Here is an 18524-nt window from a genome sequence, read left to right as displayed (position 1 = left end):
CTCACCGAGTCTGCCCAGGTGGCATGACTCAAACAAAAGGGTCTCCGAGAAACCCGGGGCGGTTCAGGTGGGTGCTGATCAGGAACACCATGTGGATGTGCGCATCATCGCTGCCACCAATCGTGATCTGGCCGAGGAAGTGCGCTCCGGCCGGTTTCGGGCGGATCGCTATCATCGATTGAGCGTCTACCCGCTGCTCGTGCCAGCACTGCGCGAGCGCGGACGGGATGTGTTGCTGCTGGCCGGCTATTTTCTCGAGGAAAACCGTGTGCGCATGGGGCTACGTGGGCTGCGCCTGAGCGCCGAGGCGCAGCGGCTGCTGCTCGCGCACCCCTGGCCGGGTAACGTTCGTGAGCTGGAGCACCTGATCAGCCGGGCGGTGCTCAAGGCGTTGTCTGCCCATCCGCAAAAACCGCGCATCCTGACGGTCGAAGGGCCTGCGCTGGGCCTCGACGGCTCGGCGTCTGCCACGCCACTACCCACGGCTGAAAAAGCCCTTTCAGCGGCTGTGCAGGGGGCAGGGCTCAAGGCGTCGGTGGATGCTTTTCAGCGTTCTTTGATTGCTGATTGTCTTGAACGACATCAAGGCCGTTGGGCAGAAGTGGCTCGCGATTTAGCGGTGGACAGAGCCAATCTCAATCGACTTGCCAAGCGCCTGGGTATTCGCTGATATATCCGAATGGGGATGTTCGTTGGTCGCCGATATTGAAAAAAGAATGAATTTCTTTGCAGTGAATGCAGTCACCTATACTTCAAGCCACTGCTGAAAAAAGGATCAGGCTTTCAATGGCACTTCCAAAGCATTACCGCATTGATTATCTGCTGAACGGTTCGTTCAAGAGTTTTTATATACGCACCGAGAATATGGACAACGCTGAAGCATGGCACTGTGCAAGTGTCGACGCGGGTCTTGCGCGCATACCGAAATACCGTTTGGAGAAAGTCGCCAAAGTGTCCAAGCCTTATGCGGAACACTTTGGTGTCACCAATGTGGAGTGGGCTCAGGCCTGAACCCACTCCTCGGTCAGTTCACTCAACGGTGGGCTATCTGCTCCAGCGCCAGATTGAGTGTACGTGGTCCGAACCGGCCAATGGTGATGATCACGATCAGCATGCTGCCAACGATGAACGCCAGTACGCCCGGTGTGCCGAAGTGGTCGAGGAAAATCCCGATCAGCAGGCTGCTGAACACCGTTGACAGGCGGCTGAACGAGTAGCAAAAGCCCACGGCACGTGCGCGGATGTTGGTCGGAAACAACTCGCCCTGGTATGAGTGATAACTGAAGCTCAGCCATGCGTTGCAGAATGTGATCATGATCCCGCAGAAAATAAGGCCTGCCGCGCTGGTCTGGAAGGCAAACAGGCTGCCGAAGATCATAGCTCCCAACGCTGAGCCGACGATTTGCCATTTGTTCTCGAAGCGGTTGGCAAATTTCACGAACAGCAACGGGCCGAGCGGGTAGGCCAGCGTGATCACGAACGCATACCCCAGGCTGTGTGTGACACTCAGGCCCTGGCCGGAAAGCAGGGCGGGTAGCCAGTTACCGAAGCCGAAGAAGCCAATGGCCTGGAAGACGTGAAATACGATCAGCATCAGTGCACGACGACGGTATGGCAGTTGCCACATATCAGCGAAGCTGCCGTTGCCTGACAGCGCGACTTTCTCCGGTTCAGGTTCATCCAGCGGCTTGCCCTGGTCTTTGATACAACGTGCTTCAATTCCGTCCATGATCAGTTCGGCTTCGTCGAAACGCCCCTGCTGCGCCAGCCAGCGAGGTGATTCTGGCAGTGCTGAACGCAGCCACCAGACAAACAGCGCAAATACCGCGCTGCCAATCACCACCCAGCGCCATCCGGAAAAGCCGAAGGGTGCCTGGGGCACCAGCCACCATGACATTAGCGCCACGCTGGGTACTGACAGGAACTGGATGAAAAATGCGAAGGCGAACGCCGAACTGCGTATGCGTTTGGGCACCAGTTCCGACAGGTAAGTGTCGATGGTCACCAGCTCTACGCCCAGGCCGATACCCACTACAAAGCGCATGCCTATCACGCCCAGAGCGGAGGTCTGCAGACCCATGATCACCGTGGCAATGGTGTACCAGATCAGCGCGAAGGTAAAAATTGCGCGGCGACCGTAACGGTCGGCAATCGGGCTAACCAGACTGGCACCGAAAAACAGACCCAGAAAGGTCGCCGAGGCAAAGGCTGCCTGATCGGAAAAGCCGAACAGGCCCTGGTTTCCCGTGGCAAAGATTCCGTCGCGAATCAGGCCGGGGCTGATATAGGCCGTCTGAAACAGGTCGTAAAGCTCGAAAAAACCGGCGATAGACAGCAGGGCGACCAGTTTCCAGATAGTGGCAACCGCAGGCAGTCGATCAATACGCGCCGAGATATACGCTGCCCGCAGCTGTTCGCCCTTGGGTGCACCTGTGCGAGGTGATGAGTTCATAGATGGCCATCCTGAGTTCTTGTAGAGGCCTGAATGGTACTCTTTACAATTTGTAATGAATGGTCTTTTAATGCGGTTAATGGCCCCTAAAAGATTAATAATTGTTTAGTTGGTGCGGTTTTTGAGTGTTTATACCGGTTGGGTCGGGCTGTACACCGTTGAAATAGCTTGTGATTAGCAATGCAGCGCCAGCCTCAAAGACCAGCAAGCGTCAAAACAGCAGGCATGAAGCCTCCAATGATGTATCAACATGTGTCGCAAAACCTTAGGATGAGGGTCTTGATTTTCTGCCTGTCGGGTTCCCGTGACGTACAAACTGCCCACCACTGCAACAGCCCCTTTCTGCCCATCGGCGACCACCGACAGCGTGACCATCCCGCCGAACGCATCCTTGCTACGCAAGATGATGCTGTTCGTGGGGCCAGGCCTGCTGGTTTCCATCGGTTACATGGACCCCGGCAACTGGGCGACGGCTATCGAGGTCGGTTCACGCTTTGGTTATTCATTGTTGTTTGTGGTGGTGCTCGCCAGTCTGTCGGGAATGGTCTTGCAAAACCTTTGTTCCCGCCTTGGCATCGCCACCGGGCGTGATCTGGCGCAGCTGTCTGCTGCCCGCTACAGCCGTAATGTCGCCAAAGGCCAGTGGCTGCTGGCAGAGCTGTCGATCATCGCCACCGATCTGGCAGAGGTGCTGGGGGCGGCGTTGGCGTTTCATCTGTTGCTGGGCGTGTCGATAACCACCGGTGTAGCGCTGACCGCTTTCGATACCCTGATCGTGCTGGCCTTGCAGGGCGCCAATTTCCGGCGTCTGGAAGCTATCGTGCTGGGGTTGATTGCAACCATTGCCAGTTGTTTTGCCGTCGAATTGTTTCTGATCAAGCCATTCTGGCCGGATGTGGTGGCGGGCCTGAAACCGAGCTGGGATGTACTGAGCAGCCAGGAGCCGCTGTATATCGCCATCGGTATTCTGGGTGCCACGGTCATGCCGCATAACCTTTATCTGCATTCGTCAGTGGTGCAGACCCGGGTCAATGGTGCTGACCTGGCCAGCAAGGCCACTGCCATTCGCTACGCCCGGCTGGACACTATCGGTTCGCTGAGCCTTGCGCTACTGATCAATGCGGCGATTCTGATCCTCGCGGCTGCGGCGTTTCACAAGACCGGGCATACCGAAGTGGTCGAGATTCAGGACGCTTATCACCTGCTTGATCCATTGGTTGGCGGTGCCATTGCCAGCGTGCTGTTCGGCGTCGCCTTGCTGGCGGCAGGGCAAAGTTCGACGTTCACGGGAACCATCGCCGGGCAGGTGGTGCTCGAAGGCTTTCTGCAGGCCAAAATTCCTTGCTGGCAGCGGCGCTTGATTACTCGCGCACTGGCACTGATTCCGGCGCTGATCGGCGTGATCTGGCTGGGTGACAGTTCGGTCGGCAAGATGCTGGTGCTCAGCCAGGTGGTGCTGAGCCTGCAACTGCCGTTTGCGCTCTGGCCGCTGATTCGCTTTACCAGTGATCCGCAGTTGATGGGGCCGTTCGTCAATAGTCGGTTGGTCAAGATTGCCGCCTGGGGTCTGTTCGGTCTGATCTCGGCGGCCAATCTGACGCTGCTGTGGTTCTGGGTGAGCTGAACTTGATCGCCGTAAGTCACTCTCAAACCTGACACCAATGTTCGCTGTCAGGGAGCCGGAAATGACCACAACCGATGAAACGGGTGCAGTGTTCGAAACCGATTTGCCGGCCCGTCTGGACCGCTTACCCTGGGGGCGGTTTCACACCTTGCTGGTTGTGGCGCTGGGTATCACCTGGTTGCTCGATGGCCTGGAAGTGACCCTTGCAGGCTCGGTGGCTGGCGCCCTGAAAGCCAGTCCGGCGCTCAACCTGACCAACAGTGACGTGGGCCTGGCGGGTGCCGCGTATATCGCCGGGGCCGTACTCGGCGCATTATTTTTTGGCTGGCTGGCGGAACGTCTCGGGCGTCGCAAACTGTTCTTCATCACCTTGCTGCTGTACGTCGGCGCCACGGCTGCCACGGCGTTTTCATTCAGCGTCTGGAGCTTCATGCTGTTCCGCTTTCTGACCGGCATGGGTATCGGTGGCGAGTACACCGCAATCAATTCGACAATCCAGGAATTTACCCCGGCACGTTACCGGGGCTGGGTCGACCTGACCATCAATGGCACGTTCTGGCTGGGTGCTGCGCTGGGCGCGATTGGCTCGATTGTGTTGCTCGATCCGCAATGGGTAGGTGCCGAACTGGGCTGGCGCCTGTGTTTCGGGATCGGTGCGGTATTGGGCCTGCTGGTGCTGCTGATGCGTCTGTGGCTGCCGGAGAGCCCGCGCTGGCTGTTGATTCACGGCCAGGCCGCGCAGGCGAAAAAGATCGTTGAACAGATAGAGGCCGATTTGCAGCGCCAGGGCCATGTGCTGCCTCCCGTGCAGGGCAAACCCTTGCGCCTGCACGTGCGCGACCACACGCCGCTGGGGGAGGTTGCCAGAACCTTGCTGGTGACGTTTCGCCAGCGATCGCTGGTTGGCCTGACGCTGCTGACGGCGCAGGCTTTTTTCTACAATGCGATTTTCTTCACTTACGCGTTGGTATTGACCGACTTCTATGGCGTGCCGTCCGAGCGCGTCGGTTGGTATGTGTTGCCGCTGGCGCTGGGTAATTTCTGCGGTCCGCTGCTGCTGGGCAGGTTGTTTGACGTGGTGGGGCGGCGTGTCATGATCAGCCTGACCTATGGTGTGTCAGGCGTGCTGTTGGCGATCAGTGGCTATATGTTCGAGCAAGGTCTGCTGGACGTAACCCAGCAGTCCATTGCCTGGATGGTGATTTTCTTCTTTGCTTCGGCAGCGGCCAGCTCGGCCTACCTGACAGTGGCCGAAACCTTTCCGCTGGAAATCCGCGCATTGGCGATTGCAGTGTTCTACGCCTTCGGTACGGGGCTGGGCGGGATGATAGGCCCTACGTTGTTTGGTGAGTTGATAGAAACCGGCGAACGCAGCAATGTGCTGATCGGCTATCTGATCGGGGCAGGGTTGATGATGTTCGCGGCGCTGGTTCAGTCGATATGGGGCGCGGCTGCCGAGCGCAAGTCTCTGGAGGAAGTAGCGAGGCCGCTGTCGCAGGCCGGGGAAAGGTAAATGGTCAGTTACCGGAACACGCCACGAAGGCCATCGACTGACGCACGCAAGCCGACGATCCGTTCGCTGACTTCCTGCGCTTCATGCGGGCGAGAAGTACGCTCCAGGTACAAAAGATGTCCGGCAAGATTGGCCGAGACGCGTTCAAGGTCGTCGGCGGTGCGCCTGACGTAGGCCTGGATGTCTTTCAGTTGTTCGACTTGCACGGATGGTTCCCCTATAGGTCGCATCCGAGCGCACTAAATGACTAAATGAATGGGGGCTGTGATGAACCCCCTCAATCTAATTATCGACCGCTACAGTAGCTTTCTTTAGCGTCGCAGGTAAATAAACAGATAATAAATTTTTGCCCGCTGCCGCCCCGCCTAATCGTCTTCCTGGTCGTCATGTTCCGAGTAGGAATCCAGCAACTCGGCCAATGCCAGGGTACGGTCCAGCCCGCTGCGGCTGGACATGATTTCGGCCACTGCCTGCGTGGCGGCAATTCTGGCAGCTTCGCGTTCGGCATCGGTGTTATTGGGCGTGGCGGCCTGCGCAGCCTCAATAATCGATTGCTCAAAGGTATTCATGGTGCTCGCTCGTGAAATTCAACTGCCTGTGATACCGAGAATGACGGATTGTTTCAAGGCCGATCAATCACCTTCGTAAGGAAATTCCTCCAGGGTCTGCATCAGTGCGACACCCTGCGGCCCTTGAAGATTGTCCAGCACCCAGCAACTGCTGGCATTTTTAGTCAACAACAGACGAGTGGTCTGGCTGGTGACCGGCTGCTGCGGGGCGTCTTTGTAGCCCAGGTTGTAGGTCATCTCGACCACCGCCTGCTTGTCGGAATTGGACACCAGCTTCCAGTCGATGGGCTTCTGCACATCGCCATCCTGCGCGTCGGTCCAGGGGTTGGCGCTGACTGCGCACTGATCACCGTTCTGACAGGCCCAGTCTTTTTTCAGCAAGCCCAGCAAAGGCTTGGACAGGTAATCAGCCGAGCCTTTGCCACTGAGGTAGAAGTCCTGATGCTTTTCGTAGACCCAGCGCGCTGTATCGACCGGGGTCGCGGCGGGGCAGGCGGCCTGGGCCGTTGATGAAAGCAGGCAGGCGAAGGCAATGGCGACGGTTCTGGACATGGAGCAGGCTCGCAGAGAAGGTGGCAGTGAGGTTACAGACTGAGAACATTGCATTTGTAAGGCATGCGGACAAAAAAGCAATGGTTTTAGGTGAAGCGGATGGCTGGAATAATATTGTGAGCAATTTCCTTCAATACGCTGTTCATTGCCGTCATTACCTTGAGCGGGTCATTTCTGATCATTTTCAAGGGGTGTTCCATGACTATGCTGATTTCCATGGCTGCGTTTGCACTGGCTTCGTCCATCACGCCGGGACCGGTCAACATTGTGGCGTTTAGTGCCGGTGCGCGCTATGGGGTCTGGCCGGGCATGCGCCACGTGCTGGGTGCAACGCTGGGCTTTACCCTATTGCTGCTGCTCATCGGTTTTGGCCTGTACGAAACCTTGCAGCAATGGCCATTTCTGACCCGAATCATTCAATGGTCCGGCGTGGCATTTCTGCTGTATATGGCGTTCCGGCTTGCAACCGACAACGGTCAACTGAGCCTGGGCGATAAGGCAGTCGGTCCTTCGATGATACAAGGGGCGGTCATGCAATGGCTCAACCCCAAGGCATGGCTGGCATCGATAGCAGGCATGGGTGTTTTTGTTGCCAATGGCGAGGCCGCGTTGATCTGGCAATTCGCAACCATCTATTGTGTGGTGTGTTACCTGTCACTGGGTTGCTGGGTCTTTGCCGGGAGTTTTCTGAGCAACTATTTGTGCAGCGCGGCAAGCGTGCGTGTTTTCAACCGGATCATGGCGCTGTTATTGGCTGGCTGTGCGTTGTATCTGTTGATCTGACCCGTGCAATCACAACCGATACTGCCCCGGTGTCGCTGCCAGGTGTTTTTTAAACTCACGCTGAAAATGCGCTTGATCGGCAAAGCCGGTTTCCTGCGCAACGTCGGCAATCATCTTGCCGCTTTTCAACTGTGTTTGGGCGTGCTGGATACGGCGGTTGAGCAAGTAGGCATGCGGCGTCAGGTGATAACGCTGCTCGAACGAGCGAATCAGGTATGACGCTGAGAGATTGGCTGCAGCACAGATGTCGGCGAGTTTGATGGGCCGGGTGAAGTTGTCGTTGATGTACTCAGCGGCGCGCGTGACTCGGGGGGAGAGTTGGAGGGGCGGCGCTGGCGCAGCATCAAATGTCTCCAGCATCAGGGTGAAGAACGCTACCGCCGTGCAATGTTTTTGCAGCGTATCGGCTTTTGCGTCGGTCAGGGTCTGGTACAGCGCCGTCAATTTACCGAACAGTAGCGGATCGCTAGTGTGCGTATAGGGCAGGGGTTGAAAGCCGGATTCAGCGTTCAGCCCTATATCCTGCTGTATGTCGCCTAGCCAATGGCTGTCCACATAAAGCATCAGGTACGACCACGGCTGATTGTTGATCGGGTTGCAGGCATGCACATCTCCGGGGTTCATCAGGACCGCGGTGCCTGCCGTTACGCGCTGTGAGCTCTTTTCGTGCAAATAGGTGCTTTGCCCAGCGGTAATCGCGCCGATGGAAAAAGTCTCATGCGAATGCGGGGCATAGCAGACCAGCCGGCCATCTTCTACCGAGCGCGCCTCAATGAAAGGCAGACACTCATCGCGCCAGAAAAAGGGGGGGGGCGGTCGAGTCGCTGGAGTGGATGGTGCTCATGCTGATATCCCGTCGGCAGAGCACCGAGGGGAGCTGAACTCATGTGCCAGCGCGATGCCGATGTATCGCAGTGCGTTAAAAAGCACCAGCTAGTGCAAATGCTCTGCGTCGGCATGCGTATCGTGACGAGCTGCGTCACTCAGGCATGCTCACGCAGAGCGTAAAAAGCGAAGCGCGTAAGCCTTACTTCTTCACCGGCACGATGTCCATAATCTGGCCATTGACCTTCTGGAAACGCACGTACTTGTCGTTAATCTTTACCCATTCGCTTTCCTTGGCGGGTGTTTCCAGGCCTTTACTTTTCCAGTCCTTCACTTCCAGGTCGCTGCGGCGATATTTTTCCGGAACGCGGGAGCCTACTTCCAGCTCATGGGCGTTGTCCTTGGATTCGGTGACTTTCGGGTCCGCCGTCTCTGCGTGAGCGGGCAGGGTGACGGCGGAGAAGCAGCCGAGCAAGGTCATGCAGGCGATCAACGATTTGCTATTCATGTAAAGACTCCCAGTCTTTGGTATCAGGCGATGGCTTAATGCCTCGTAACAACTGGGACCCTCACGTTTGCAAATCATTCGATCGGGTTTGCCGCGCTTAGCCTTGCAGGGTCTGGGCGATGGTTGCAGAGAGCCTGGTGGTCGGACGGCCGATCAGTGCGCTCAACTGGTGACTGTCATCGAACAGCGCGCCTTTGGCTGCGGCCGCGTCGGAATCAGCCAGCAACTGCGCAACGAAGTCTGGCAAGCCTGCCTGGATCAGCGCGGCTTTGAATTCGGCTTGCGGCAGGTTGACGTAAGGCAGAGTCTTGCCGGCCTGCTTTGAAAGCTCGGCAGCGAACTCAGCAAGTGTGTAGGAATCGTCACCAGCCAGCTCGTACACGTGACCGCTCTGATCATCGCCGGAGGTCAGCAGCACCGCCGCAGCTTCAGCGTAATCGAGGCGCGACGCCGAACTGATGCGGCCCTCGTCGGCACAGCCCATGACCGCGCCATGGCCCAGCGCGCCTGGAATGCCTGCTGTGTAGTTTTCGGTGTACCAGCCATTGCGCAGCAGAACATAAGGCAGCCCGCTGGCGCGCAGGTAATCTTCGGTTTCGCGGTGCTCTCTGGCCAGGCCCAGTGCCGAGGCGTCTGCATGCAGAACACTGGTGTAAGCCAGCAGTTTGACCCCGACGCGTTTTGCCGCATCAATCACGGCCTTGTGCTGCGGCAGGCGCGGGCCCACTTCGCTGGAAGAAATCAGCAGCACCTTGTCTGCACCGGCAAACGCGCTGTCCAGCGTCGACGGCTGCGAATAGTCGGCGTGACGAACTTGAATACCCTTTGCCGAGAGGTCACTGGCCTTTTCCGGGCTGCGGACTGCGGCAATGATGTGTCCGGCAGGTACACGAGTGAGCAACTGTTCAATGACGATACGGCCAAGCTGGCCAGTGGCACCGGTGACAACGATCATGGAAGGATTCCTTGAATCAGGTTGAAAGGAAACGCCAGCATAGTCATCATGCTTACCTTTCGTAAGTACGCACAAAAAGGTAAGTGTCATGAGTGAATCTGCCTCGCGTCCACAGTCTGAACCGGTCGAGTCCATGCTGGCCTTCGTTCGTCAGGGGCAGGTACTGGCCACTGATTGCCCTTCACGGATTGTGCTCAACCATGTTTGCAGCCGTTGGGGCGTGCTGGTGCTGGTGGTTTTGCGCGGCGGCATGCATCGTTTCAGCGAGGTGCGGCGCAAAATTGGCGGGGTCAGCGAGAAAATGCTCGCGCAAACCCTGCAGCACCTGGAGCAGGACGGCTTCGTCAGCCGCAAGTCACTGCCGGTGGTGCCGCCGCATGTTCAATACCGGCTGACCCCGATGGGCGAAGAAGTCGCCTTGCAGGTTGAAACACTCGTTACCTGGATCGAGACCAATCTGCCGCGCATTATGCAGGCCCGTGAAGCGTCGAATACGCTGCAGATCACGCCCGAATGAGTCTTTTCTGACAGATTTTTCATCCTGCGATTGTCGGCTTGATCGCCTGCAATCAGCCGCTTCTTGGTATGGTGCGCGCCGAAATCTTTATATACACGTTTAGTTGCGCCGTTTGCCCTTCACCGAGAAGCTGTAGAAATGCCCAATCCAATTCCCCTGAAAGACCACGAAAAAGAGACGCGGCTGGTCAATCAGCGCCTGATTGCCTGCGCGGTGCTGGTCGGCCTGCTGGCTGCCTGTCTGGTCGCGCGCATGTATTTCCTGCAAGTCACCGAGTTCGACTATCACTCGACCATTTCCGAAAACAACCGTGTTCACGTGCTGCCGATCCCGCCCGAGCGCGGTTTGATCTTTGACCGCAATGGCGAAGTGCTCGCTGACAATCGCCCCAGTTTCAACCTGACCCTGACCCGTGAGCGCGCCGGTGACTGGCACAAGGTGATCGATGAACTGATGACCCTGCTGGAGTTGCCCGACGAAGACCGGATTCAGTTCGACAAGGAACTGAAACAGGTTCGCCACCCGTTCGAGCCCGCAACACTGCTGTATGAGCTGACCGAGGAGCAGATCGCCATACTGGCGGTCAATCAGTACCTGCTACCGGGCGTGGATGTGGCAGCGCAGTTCGTTCGTCACTACCCGTTGGGCGCGCATTTTGCTCATTCGATTGGCTATGTCGGGCGTATCAACGAAAAAGAAGCGTCGCATCTCGACAACGAATATCGCGGCACTCAATCCATCGGCAAGACCGGTATCGAGCGCTTCTACGAATCCGAGCTGCACGGCCACGTAGGCTACGAAGAGGTCGAAACCAACGCCCAGGGGCGCGTGCTGCGGGTGCTGAAACATACTGACCCGGTGCCGGGCAAGAACATCACCCTCACGCTGGACGCGCATTTGCAGGCCGCAGCGGAAAACGCTCTGGGTGATCGACGTGGTTCGGTGGTTGCGCTGGACCCGGAAACCGGCGAAGTGCTGGCGATGGTCAGCAAACCAAGCTTCGACCCCAACCTGTTCGTCACCGGCATCAGCTTCAAGCAGTACGCTGCGCTGCGCGATTCCATTGACCGGCCGCTGTTCAACCGGGTGCTGCGTGGCCTTTACGCACCGGGCTCGACGGTCAAGCCGGAGGTGGCGATTGCCGGTCTCGACAGCGGTGTGGTCACAGCCTCGACCAAGGTCTTCGACCCCGGTTATTTCCAGCTGCCGGACTTCGATCACAAATACCGCAACTGGAACCACAGCGGCGATGGCTGGGTGGATATGGACACAGCGATCATGCGTTCCAATGACACCTACTTCTACACCGTCGCGCACAAGCTCGGCATCGACCGTCTGCACGATTACATGACCATGTTCGGTATCGGCCAGAAGGTGTCGCTGGACATGTTCGAGGAGTCTGCAGGACTTATGCCGTCCCGCGAATGGAAGCGGGCCACGCGTCGTCAGGCTTGGTTCCCGGGCGAAACGGTGATTCTCGGCATTGGCCAGGGCTACATGCAGGTCACGCCATTGCAACTGGCTCAGGCAACGTCACTGATTGCCAGCAAAGGCGTCTGGCATCGACCGCACCTGGCGATGGAAGTAGGCCACGACGTGCCGCTTGATGAGCACCCGATGCCAAACATCGTGCTGCGCGATCCCAATGAATGGAATCAGGTCAACACCGGCATGCAGATGGTCATGCACGATCCGCGCGGCATTGCGCGCGATGCCGCCAAGGGCGCGCAGTACCGCATCGCTGGCAAAAGCGGTACGGCGCAGGTGGTGGCGATCAAGCAGGGTGAGCGTTACAACCGTCTGAAGACGCTGGAGCGTAACCGTGACAACGCCTTGTTCGTCGGCTTCGCGCCAGCCGATCATCCGAAGATCGTGGTGTCGGTGACCATCGAGAACGGCGAAGCGGGCGGTCGAGTCGCGGGCCCTGTGGTCCGGGAAATTCTCGATGCTTGGCTGCTCGACAGCGAGGGCAAGCTCAAACCGCAATACGCAGTCCCTGCCAAGGCGCCGGGCAACCCGCACGCCTGAATTGTTTGCCAATGCAGACTGTCTGACCGAGCCCTGAACAGGGCTCAGGTTTTCTGAACTGTCGAGAATTCATCGGGTCGACCACAACAGGCGTAGCAGAGCGCTGCGCGCATTTTACCGAATTCATTATTGCCTCGACAAGGAACCCCTAATGTCCAAGACCATCGCCGACCATCTTGCGCAAACCCTCGCAGCGGCAGGTGTTTCCCACATCTGGGGGGTGTCCGGTGACAGCCTCAACGGCCTGACCGACAGCCTGGAACGCACCGATTCGATTCGCTGGATGCACACCCGTCATGAAGAAGTCGCAGCCTTCGCCGCCGGTGCCCAGGCGGCATCCAGCGGCAAGCTGGCGGTCTGTGCAGGCAGCTGCGGACCGGGCAACCTGCACCTGATCAATGGCCTGTACGACTGCCATCGCAACCGCGTGCCGGTGCTGGCAATTGCTGCGCACATTCCTTCCTCGGAAATCGGCCTGGATTACTTTCAGGAAACCCACCCGCAGGAGCTGTTCAAGGAGTGCAGCCACTTCGTCGAACTGGTCAGCAACCCCGAGCAATTCCCCCGTGTGCTGGAACGTGCCATGCGCGCGGCTATCAACCAGAAAGGTGTTGCCGTTATCGTCTTGCCCGGCGATGTAGCGCTCAGCGAATCCCCTGATGTAGCTGCGAAATGTATTGAGCCCACGCCGCCAGCTGTCGTCCCGGCAGACAACGACTTGCAGTCGATGGCCGACATGCTCAACGACTCGAAAGCCGTGACCTTGCTGTGCGGTGCAGGCTGTGCAGGTGCTCACGAGCAGATTCTTGCACTGGCCGATACGCTGGGCGCCCCCATTGTTCATGCCTTGCGTGGCAAGCAGCACGTTGAATACGACAACCCGTTCGACGTCGGCATGACCGGCCTGATCGGCTTCAGCTCCGGCTATCACGCCATGCTGTCCTGCGACACGCTGGTGATTCTCGGCAGCAGCTTCCCATATCGGAATTTCTACCCGGAAAAAGCCAACATCATCCAGATCGACCTCGACCCTACACAGTTGGGTCGCCGCACGCCGGTGGCGCTCGGTCTGGTCGGCGGGGTACGGGAAACCCTCGACGCATTGCAGCCAAAACTCAAGCCGCACGCCGACCGCCGCTTCCTCGACAAGGCCCTCAAGCACTACGCCAAGGCCCGTGAAGAGCTGGACGAACTGGCCACGCCTACGCCAGACGGCACGCCTATTCACCCGCAATACCTCACTCGATTGGTCGACGAGCAAGCGGACGCTGATGCAATCTTTACCGTCGATGTAGGCACGCCAACGCTGTGGGCCGCACGCTACCTGCACATGAACGGCAAGCGCAGTCTGCTCGGCTCGTTCAACCACGGCTCGATGGCCAACGCTTTGCCACAAGCTCTGGGGGCCAAGGCCGAACATCCGGATCGTCAGGGGGTGGCGTTGTGTGGCGATGGTGGCCTGTCGATGTTGTTGGGAGATCTGCTGAGCATCCGCCAACTGAACCTGCCGATCAAAATGGTGGTGTTCAACAACAGCTCGCTGGGCTTTGTCGACATGGAAATGAAAGCCAGTGGCTACGTGCCGCACGGCACCGACCTGCATGAAACCAACTTCGCCGGCATCGCCTTGGGCGCAGGCATTCTCGGCCTGCGTGTCGAGAATGCCGAAGAGCTACCTGCAGCGTTGCGCAAGGCGTTCGATCATCCCGGTCCGGTGCTGATCGACGTGGTCACTGCCAAGCAGGAGCTGGGCATCCCGCCGAAAATCAAGCTGGCCCAGGCCAAGGGCTTCAGCCTGTACATGATGCGCGCGATCATGAGCGGGCGGGGCAGTGAGGTGCTGGAGCTGGCGAAAACCAACCTGCGTTAATCAATTATAAAAACGTATGGGTTTAGTAGAAAAAAGTTGCAACTTCTCTCTATCGAGATTGTCATCGCTGTTACAGGTGACGCTCTCGGTGTTTTATATTTATCTTCTCATCATGACCGCCCCAGGCGGTCATTTCTTTGCGGATCCAAACTTCTCACGCCCTCTGCTTTATCAAGTTCGCTATTTGAATTAACAAATTCAAATAGTGGGTAAAGCTTCCCGGAAGGCAGCCGAGACAGTGATACGGAAGCAAGACCGGCTACGGCAGGCTGATAAACCAATAGTCCCTGGCGACAAAAAAACGTCGACGAATACAGAACGTTACGCCCTGGATAGCCTTTATAGAAAAGTCTGCACGTCATGAGGTCTGCAATGCTTAGAAATGCTCCTTTGAGTATGAAACTGCTGCTTATTTTAATATTCCCCCTATTGGGCTTCCTGGCCTTTGCAGGTTTGTTCGTCGCTGACAAAAGCGAAAACCTCGGTGACATGAGGCGAGCAGTAACAGCCACCGCAGTTGCACAGAAACTGAGCAACGTGGTCACTACCATCCAGCGCGAGCGCGGTGCCAGCGGCGTGTTTCTGGGCAGCGGCGGCAAGTCCATGCAGGACAAATTGAAGACCTTCCGTCAGGAAACCGACAAGGCGATAAGCGAGATGCGTGCCCAGTCGACCGACGGTATTCCCGGTCCGGACAAAGTCTACCGTGCACTGGATGACCTGACTGCGTTGCGCCTCAAGATCGATACGGTGGGGATCAACAACACCGAGTCCTCTACGCGCTTCACCGACGTTATCAAAACACTTGTCGGGTTCTCCTATTCGCTGGAGGCGAGTATCGAAGATCCGCAAATACTGCGTGGCCTGAGTTCGCTCAACCAGTTCATCGACATGAAGGAACGTGCCGGTCGCGAGCGCGTGCTGCTCGTCCAGGCATTCAACCAGAACCGCTTTGACGCGCCCCTGTTGTCACGCTTCAGTCGTAACCTCGGAGAGTTCTCCGGTTACCTCGAAGCGTTTCAACGCTGGTCCCCTGAAGTATTCAAGACCAAACTCAATGACGTCATGCAGCAGCCGGGCTCGCTGGAAGTGGCGCGCTTGCAACGCCTGGGTTTCGATACCCCGATGGGTGATCCGCTCAACGTCAATCCGGAAGACTGGTTCAACCTTGCCACCGTACGTATCGACATGATGGCTCAGGTAGAAGCAGAGCTTGGCCAGAACGTGGTCGGCCTGGCAACGGATGCGCGCAGCTCTGCTCAAAGCAGCCTTTATGTGGCGGTTGCTACTGTCGTCCTGATGCTGATCGTAGTGCTGTGGCTGGCGTCGGTCATCATCCGCAACATCAAGGTCGCAGTTGTCGATGTGAACCGCACATTGATGGCACTTTCCACCCGCGACCTGACCGCGGGGACCGGCTATATCGGCAAGGATGAGTTTGGCGAGATCTCACGCAATCTTGACAACATGGCGCATCAGATCAGTGAGGTTATCAGCGAAATCGGCAGCGCCACGGCGCAGGTTGCCACCGCTGCCGAGCAGTCCTCCGCAGTGGCGTTGCAAACCAATCAGAACGTGGCGCAACAACGCCAGGGTACCGATCAGGTCGCTACTGCCATCAGCGAGATGAGCGCCACGGTAAAGGATGTAGCGCGCAGCACCACCGACGCGGCCGAGATGTCGCAACGCGTCAACAACAGCACCGTGCAGGGCAAGACCGAAATCGACAACACCATCGGCCTGATTCAGGAGCTCTCGGTGCAGGCTGAAGAGACTTCGCGGATCATCGACGAACTCAAGGGCGAGAGCAACTCGATCTCCTCGGTGCTCGATGTCATTCGTGGCGTCGCCGACCAGACCAACCTGCTGGCGCTCAACGCAGCCATCGAGGCTGCACGTGCCGGCGAGCAGGGGCGTGGTTTTGCGGTGGTTGCCGACGAAGTACGCAATCTGGCCAAGAAGACTCAGGACTCTACCGTCAGCATCCAGAAAATGATCGCCAACCTGCAGTCCGGCTCGGAACGCGCAGCAGCGTCGATGCAGGAAACCCTGGGCAAGGCGCAGGAGGGTGCCAGCAACGTCGTACGCGCTGGTGAACTGCTGGAAGAGATCGCCGAAGGCATCGCGACCATCAGCGACCGCAACATCCAGGTCGCTTCGGCCGCTGAAGAGCAAAGCCTGGTGGCCGAAGAGATCCACCGCAACGTCGACGACATCAACTCGCTGGTCATCCAGGTGAGTGCCGGTGCCGAGCAGACAGCGGTCACGAGTCGTGAACTGGCCAGGCTTGCTGAGCAGCAGCAGGGGCTGGTGGGACGGTTTAAAGTGAGCTGACGATAAGGGGTTTGTTGGGTGTTCAGAGGCCTGGGAGCGTTAGCTCTCGGGCTTTTTTGTAGTGGTTGTCGGGCGGCAGGAATTCGAGTGGCAGTTCTTGTGCGACGGCTTGGCTCGGCATACTTTCGGAACTCAAAGAAAATAGCATCGTCCTGAAGGGCCCTACCGCGACCCCGAGGCTGAACCGCATGTGTGAGAGCCGAGCCGACGCCGCACGCCACCAGCGTGGGTTCACTTTGCTGGAGATGCTTGCCGCATTGACCCTTATGGCCATTTGCAGCACGGTCCTGCTGGTCGCCTTCGGCCAGAGCGTGCATTCCCTGTCGCAGGCCGAGCAGAGCGACCGCCTGACCGAAGCCGCCATGAGCGTGATGGATCAGGAAGCAGTAGGGCCGTTGGCTGACGGTATCCGCCAGGGCAGTCTGGGTGGCGTTATCAACTGGCAACTGAGCGTCGCCCGGCAACCGACACGTCAAGGCCAACTGCGCCTGTTTCGCCTGGACCTGACGGTAAGCGACGCCCGGCATCAGGCGCGTTTCAGTACCTTGAGACTGCGTCCGGCGACTGATCAGGTGCACCTGTTAATCCCCAACGATGGCGTGTGTGCATGATGCCGCAGCGTGGCATTGCATTGCTGGTGGTGCTTTGGGTCATGGCCTTGCTCAGCCTGCTGCTGGGGTCACTGGCCGGCTGGGTGCAACTGGAAAATCGCCAGGCGCTGCATCTTCGCCAGCACAGCCAGGCACTGCTGGCCGCAGAGGTTGGCGTCGAGCTGGCGGTGCAGGCCCTGGCTGACCCTGTGCAGCGCAAAAAGTGGGTCGCCGACGCACGTGAAATAGCCCTGACATTCGACGACACGCAGCTCTACGTCAGCCTGCACAGCGAGAACGGCAAGCTCTACCTGAACAACGCTCAAGCGGAAGACTTTTCCCGTCTGGCAATGGCGTGCGGCGCGAGTCAGGCGCAAGCCAGTCAAATAGCCGGTGAACTCGAAGTTCGGCGAAATCACGGCCAGCCGCCATTTCGCTTGCTTGAAGAAGTTCGGCAACTGCCGAGCATGACGCAAGCGCTGTACAGCAGGCTGTTGCCTGAAATCACGCTGTGGAGCGGCTTCGACCGACCTGATCCGGCCTTCGCAAGCCCGCTGATGCGCATGGCACTCAATCTGCCAACAGGAAACGCGGTGGGCGTCGATCCTGGGGAGGTGCTGGTGATCGAGAGCCGCGCGCAGAGGGCAGAGGGGTCTATGGCGCGGCTGCAGGTGACGGTGTTGTTGAATTCGATGGAGGGGCGAGGCAAGGCCTATACGGTGTTGCGGTGGGAGGAGTGAGGCAGGATTGCAGCAGAGCGTCATATCTATGGACGCAGGCTAAGCAAGAGCCTTGGCCCCAGCAATATCTGCCTGAGGCTGTGACGAGTTCAAGGGCGAGAGCAACGCCATTTCCTCGGTATTGGGTGTCATCCGAGGCGTCGCCGATCAGACCAACTTGCAGTTCGGCTCCGAACGCGCTGCCGCGTCCATGCAGGAAACCCTGGGCATTGCGCAGGAGGGTGCCAGCAACGTCGTACGCGCTGGCGAACTGCTGGAAGAAATCGCCGAAGGTATCGCGAACATCAGTGACCGCAATATTCAGGTCGCTTCGGCCGCTGAAGAGCAAAGCCTGGTGGCCGATAGAGATCCACCGCAACGTTAATTACATCAACTCGCTGGTCATTCAGGTGAGTGCCGGTGCAGAGCAGACAGCAGTCAGGAGTCGTGAACTGGCCAGGCTTGCTGAGCAGCAGCAGGGGCTGGTGGGGCGCTTCAAGGTGAGCTGACAACAAGCCTGTTTATGTGTTGTGAAAAGACCTGGAAGCGAACGCCTTCAGGCCTTTTTTGTGGTTTCCGGGGATTTGCGTGCTAGGGAAATCCTGAAAAAGACTTCCTGATTTGGCAAAATCTCCGGGCACCAATCGCCGAGCTTTTCGATGATGAATCAAATGACCTTCGCCGA

Annotated in this window: 17 protein-coding genes and 2 pseudogenes; 12 read left to right on the top strand and 7 right to left on the bottom strand. The window is 58.0% G+C overall.

All coding sequences use genetic code 11. From position 1 onward, the window contains the following. Both AO277_RS01470 and AO277_RS01465 read left to right on the top strand, forming a co-directional pair. A partial coding sequence (locus AO277_RS01470; protein ID WP_257214183.1) for an AAA-type ATPase lid domain-containing protein occupies positions 1-670 on the top strand: 670 nt, incomplete at its 5' end. A 116-nt stretch (positions 671-786) separates the two neighbouring features. Next, a complete protein-coding gene (locus AO277_RS01465; RefSeq protein WP_004658504.1) occupies positions 787-1011 on the top strand; it encodes a DUF6555 family protein in 225 nt (74 codons plus the stop codon). 22 nt (positions 1012-1033) lie between these two features. Here the strand turns inward: AO277_RS01465 and AO277_RS01460 are convergent, their stop codons facing one another. After that, positions 1034-2452 (bottom strand): MFS transporter, encoded by a 1419-nt coding sequence (locus AO277_RS01460; RefSeq protein WP_044319391.1) that lies wholly within the window; start codon positions 2450-2452, stop codon positions 1034-1036. Between the two features lie 316 nt (positions 2453-2768). On the opposite strand from AO277_RS01460, the gene AO277_RS01455 reads away from it, so the two are divergent. Next, on the top strand, positions 2769-4076 hold the full coding sequence (locus AO277_RS01455) for an Nramp family divalent metal transporter (protein ID WP_161795803.1): 1308 nt from the start codon (positions 2769-2771) through the stop codon (positions 4074-4076). Positions 4077-4137: 61 nt separating this feature from the next. Continuing rightward, complete coding sequence (locus AO277_RS01450) at positions 4138-5589, top strand: MFS transporter (protein WP_044319389.1); 1452 nt, start codon at positions 4138-4140, stop codon at positions 5587-5589. Between the two features lie 8 nt (positions 5590-5597). Here AO277_RS01450 and AO277_RS01445 read toward each other — a convergent pair whose 3' ends face one another. The 3 genes from AO277_RS01445 to AO277_RS01435 all read right to left on the bottom strand — a co-directional run bounded on the left by AO277_RS01445 (position 5598) and on the right by AO277_RS01435 (position 6710). Then, positions 5598-5795 carry a hypothetical protein gene (locus AO277_RS01445; RefSeq protein WP_002553811.1) on the bottom strand — a complete coding sequence of 66 codons (198 nt, stop codon included), beginning with the start codon at positions 5793-5795 and terminating at the stop codon, positions 5598-5600. Positions 5796-5954: 159 nt separating this feature from the next. Then, positions 5955-6158 carry a hypothetical protein gene (locus tag AO277_RS01440; protein WP_002553810.1) on the bottom strand — a complete coding sequence of 68 codons (204 nt, stop codon included), beginning with the start codon at positions 6156-6158 and terminating at the stop codon, positions 5955-5957. A gap of 63 nt (positions 6159-6221) precedes the next feature. After that, positions 6222-6710, bottom strand: coding sequence for a DUF3828 domain-containing protein (locus tag AO277_RS01435; protein WP_005733540.1), 489 nt, complete (start codon positions 6708-6710; stop codon positions 6222-6224). Positions 6711-6908: 198 nt separating this feature from the next. Between AO277_RS01435 and AO277_RS01430 the strand changes: the two genes are divergently transcribed. Further along, on the top strand, positions 6909-7493 hold the full coding sequence (locus AO277_RS01430) for a LysE family translocator (RefSeq protein WP_044319388.1): 585 nt from the start codon (positions 6909-6911) through the stop codon (positions 7491-7493). 9 nt (positions 7494-7502) lie between these two features. Here AO277_RS01430 and AO277_RS01425 read toward each other — a convergent pair. The 3 genes and pseudogenes from AO277_RS01425 to AO277_RS01415 all read right to left on the bottom strand — a co-directional run bounded on the left by AO277_RS01425 (position 7503) and on the right by AO277_RS01415 (position 9781). After that, positions 7503-8337, bottom strand: a pseudogene (locus AO277_RS01425) (AraC family transcriptional regulator). Between the two features lie 183 nt (positions 8338-8520). Then, positions 8521-8826 (bottom strand): RcnB family protein, encoded by a 306-nt coding sequence (locus AO277_RS01420; RefSeq protein WP_002553806.1) that lies wholly within the window; start codon positions 8824-8826, stop codon positions 8521-8523. Between the two features lie 97 nt (positions 8827-8923). Next, positions 8924-9781 carry an SDR family oxidoreductase gene (locus AO277_RS01415; RefSeq protein ID WP_044319386.1) on the bottom strand — a complete coding sequence of 286 codons (858 nt, stop codon included), beginning with the start codon at positions 9779-9781 and terminating at the stop codon, positions 8924-8926. Between the two features lie 88 nt (positions 9782-9869). Between AO277_RS01415 and AO277_RS01410 the strand changes: the two genes are divergently transcribed. From AO277_RS01410 to AO277_RS01380, 7 genes and pseudogenes are all read left to right on the top strand, one after another. Further along, on the top strand, positions 9870-10298 hold the full coding sequence (locus AO277_RS01410) for a winged helix-turn-helix transcriptional regulator (RefSeq protein ID WP_044319385.1): 429 nt from the start codon (positions 9870-9872) through the stop codon (positions 10296-10298). A gap of 138 nt (positions 10299-10436) precedes the next feature. Beyond that, positions 10437-12326 (top strand): penicillin-binding protein 2, encoded by a 1890-nt coding sequence (gene mrdA, locus AO277_RS01405; protein ID WP_044319384.1) that lies wholly within the window; start codon positions 10437-10439, stop codon positions 12324-12326. A gap of 151 nt (positions 12327-12477) precedes the next feature. Then, the gene (gene poxB / locus AO277_RS01400) at positions 12478-14196 is read left to right on the top strand and encodes a ubiquinone-dependent pyruvate dehydrogenase (RefSeq protein WP_099258718.1); all 1719 of its coding nucleotides are present in this window, start codon (positions 12478-12480) and stop codon (positions 14194-14196) included. 372 nt (positions 14197-14568) lie between these two features. Continuing rightward, complete coding sequence (locus tag AO277_RS01395) at positions 14569-16530, top strand: methyl-accepting chemotaxis protein (RefSeq protein WP_044319382.1); 1962 nt, start codon at positions 14569-14571, stop codon at positions 16528-16530. A 188-nt stretch (positions 16531-16718) separates the two neighbouring features. Beyond that, the gene (locus AO277_RS01390; RefSeq protein ID WP_044319381.1) at positions 16719-17141 is read left to right on the top strand and encodes a type II secretion system protein; all 423 of its coding nucleotides are present in this window, start codon (positions 16719-16721) and stop codon (positions 17139-17141) included. Then, positions 17138-17860: a general secretion pathway protein GspK gene (locus AO277_RS01385; RefSeq protein ID WP_044319380.1), complete on the top strand. Its 723-nt coding sequence runs from the start codon at positions 17138-17140 to the stop codon at positions 17858-17860. The genes AO277_RS01390 and AO277_RS01385 overlap by 4 nt, the downstream gene beginning before the upstream one ends. 85 nt (positions 17861-17945) lie before the next feature. Further along, positions 17946-18348 (top strand): annotated as a pseudogene (locus AO277_RS01380) (chemotaxis protein); the annotation flags it as partial. Between the last annotated feature and the right edge of the window lie 176 nt (positions 18349-18524).

This window comes from Pseudomonas amygdali (assembly GCF_002699855.1).
GTDB classification, from domain to species: Bacteria; Pseudomonadota; Gammaproteobacteria; order Pseudomonadales; family Pseudomonadaceae; genus Aquipseudomonas; species Aquipseudomonas amygdali.
Note: the sequence above shows the minus strand (reverse complement) of the source record. Positions and strands in the feature narration are given on the sequence as shown.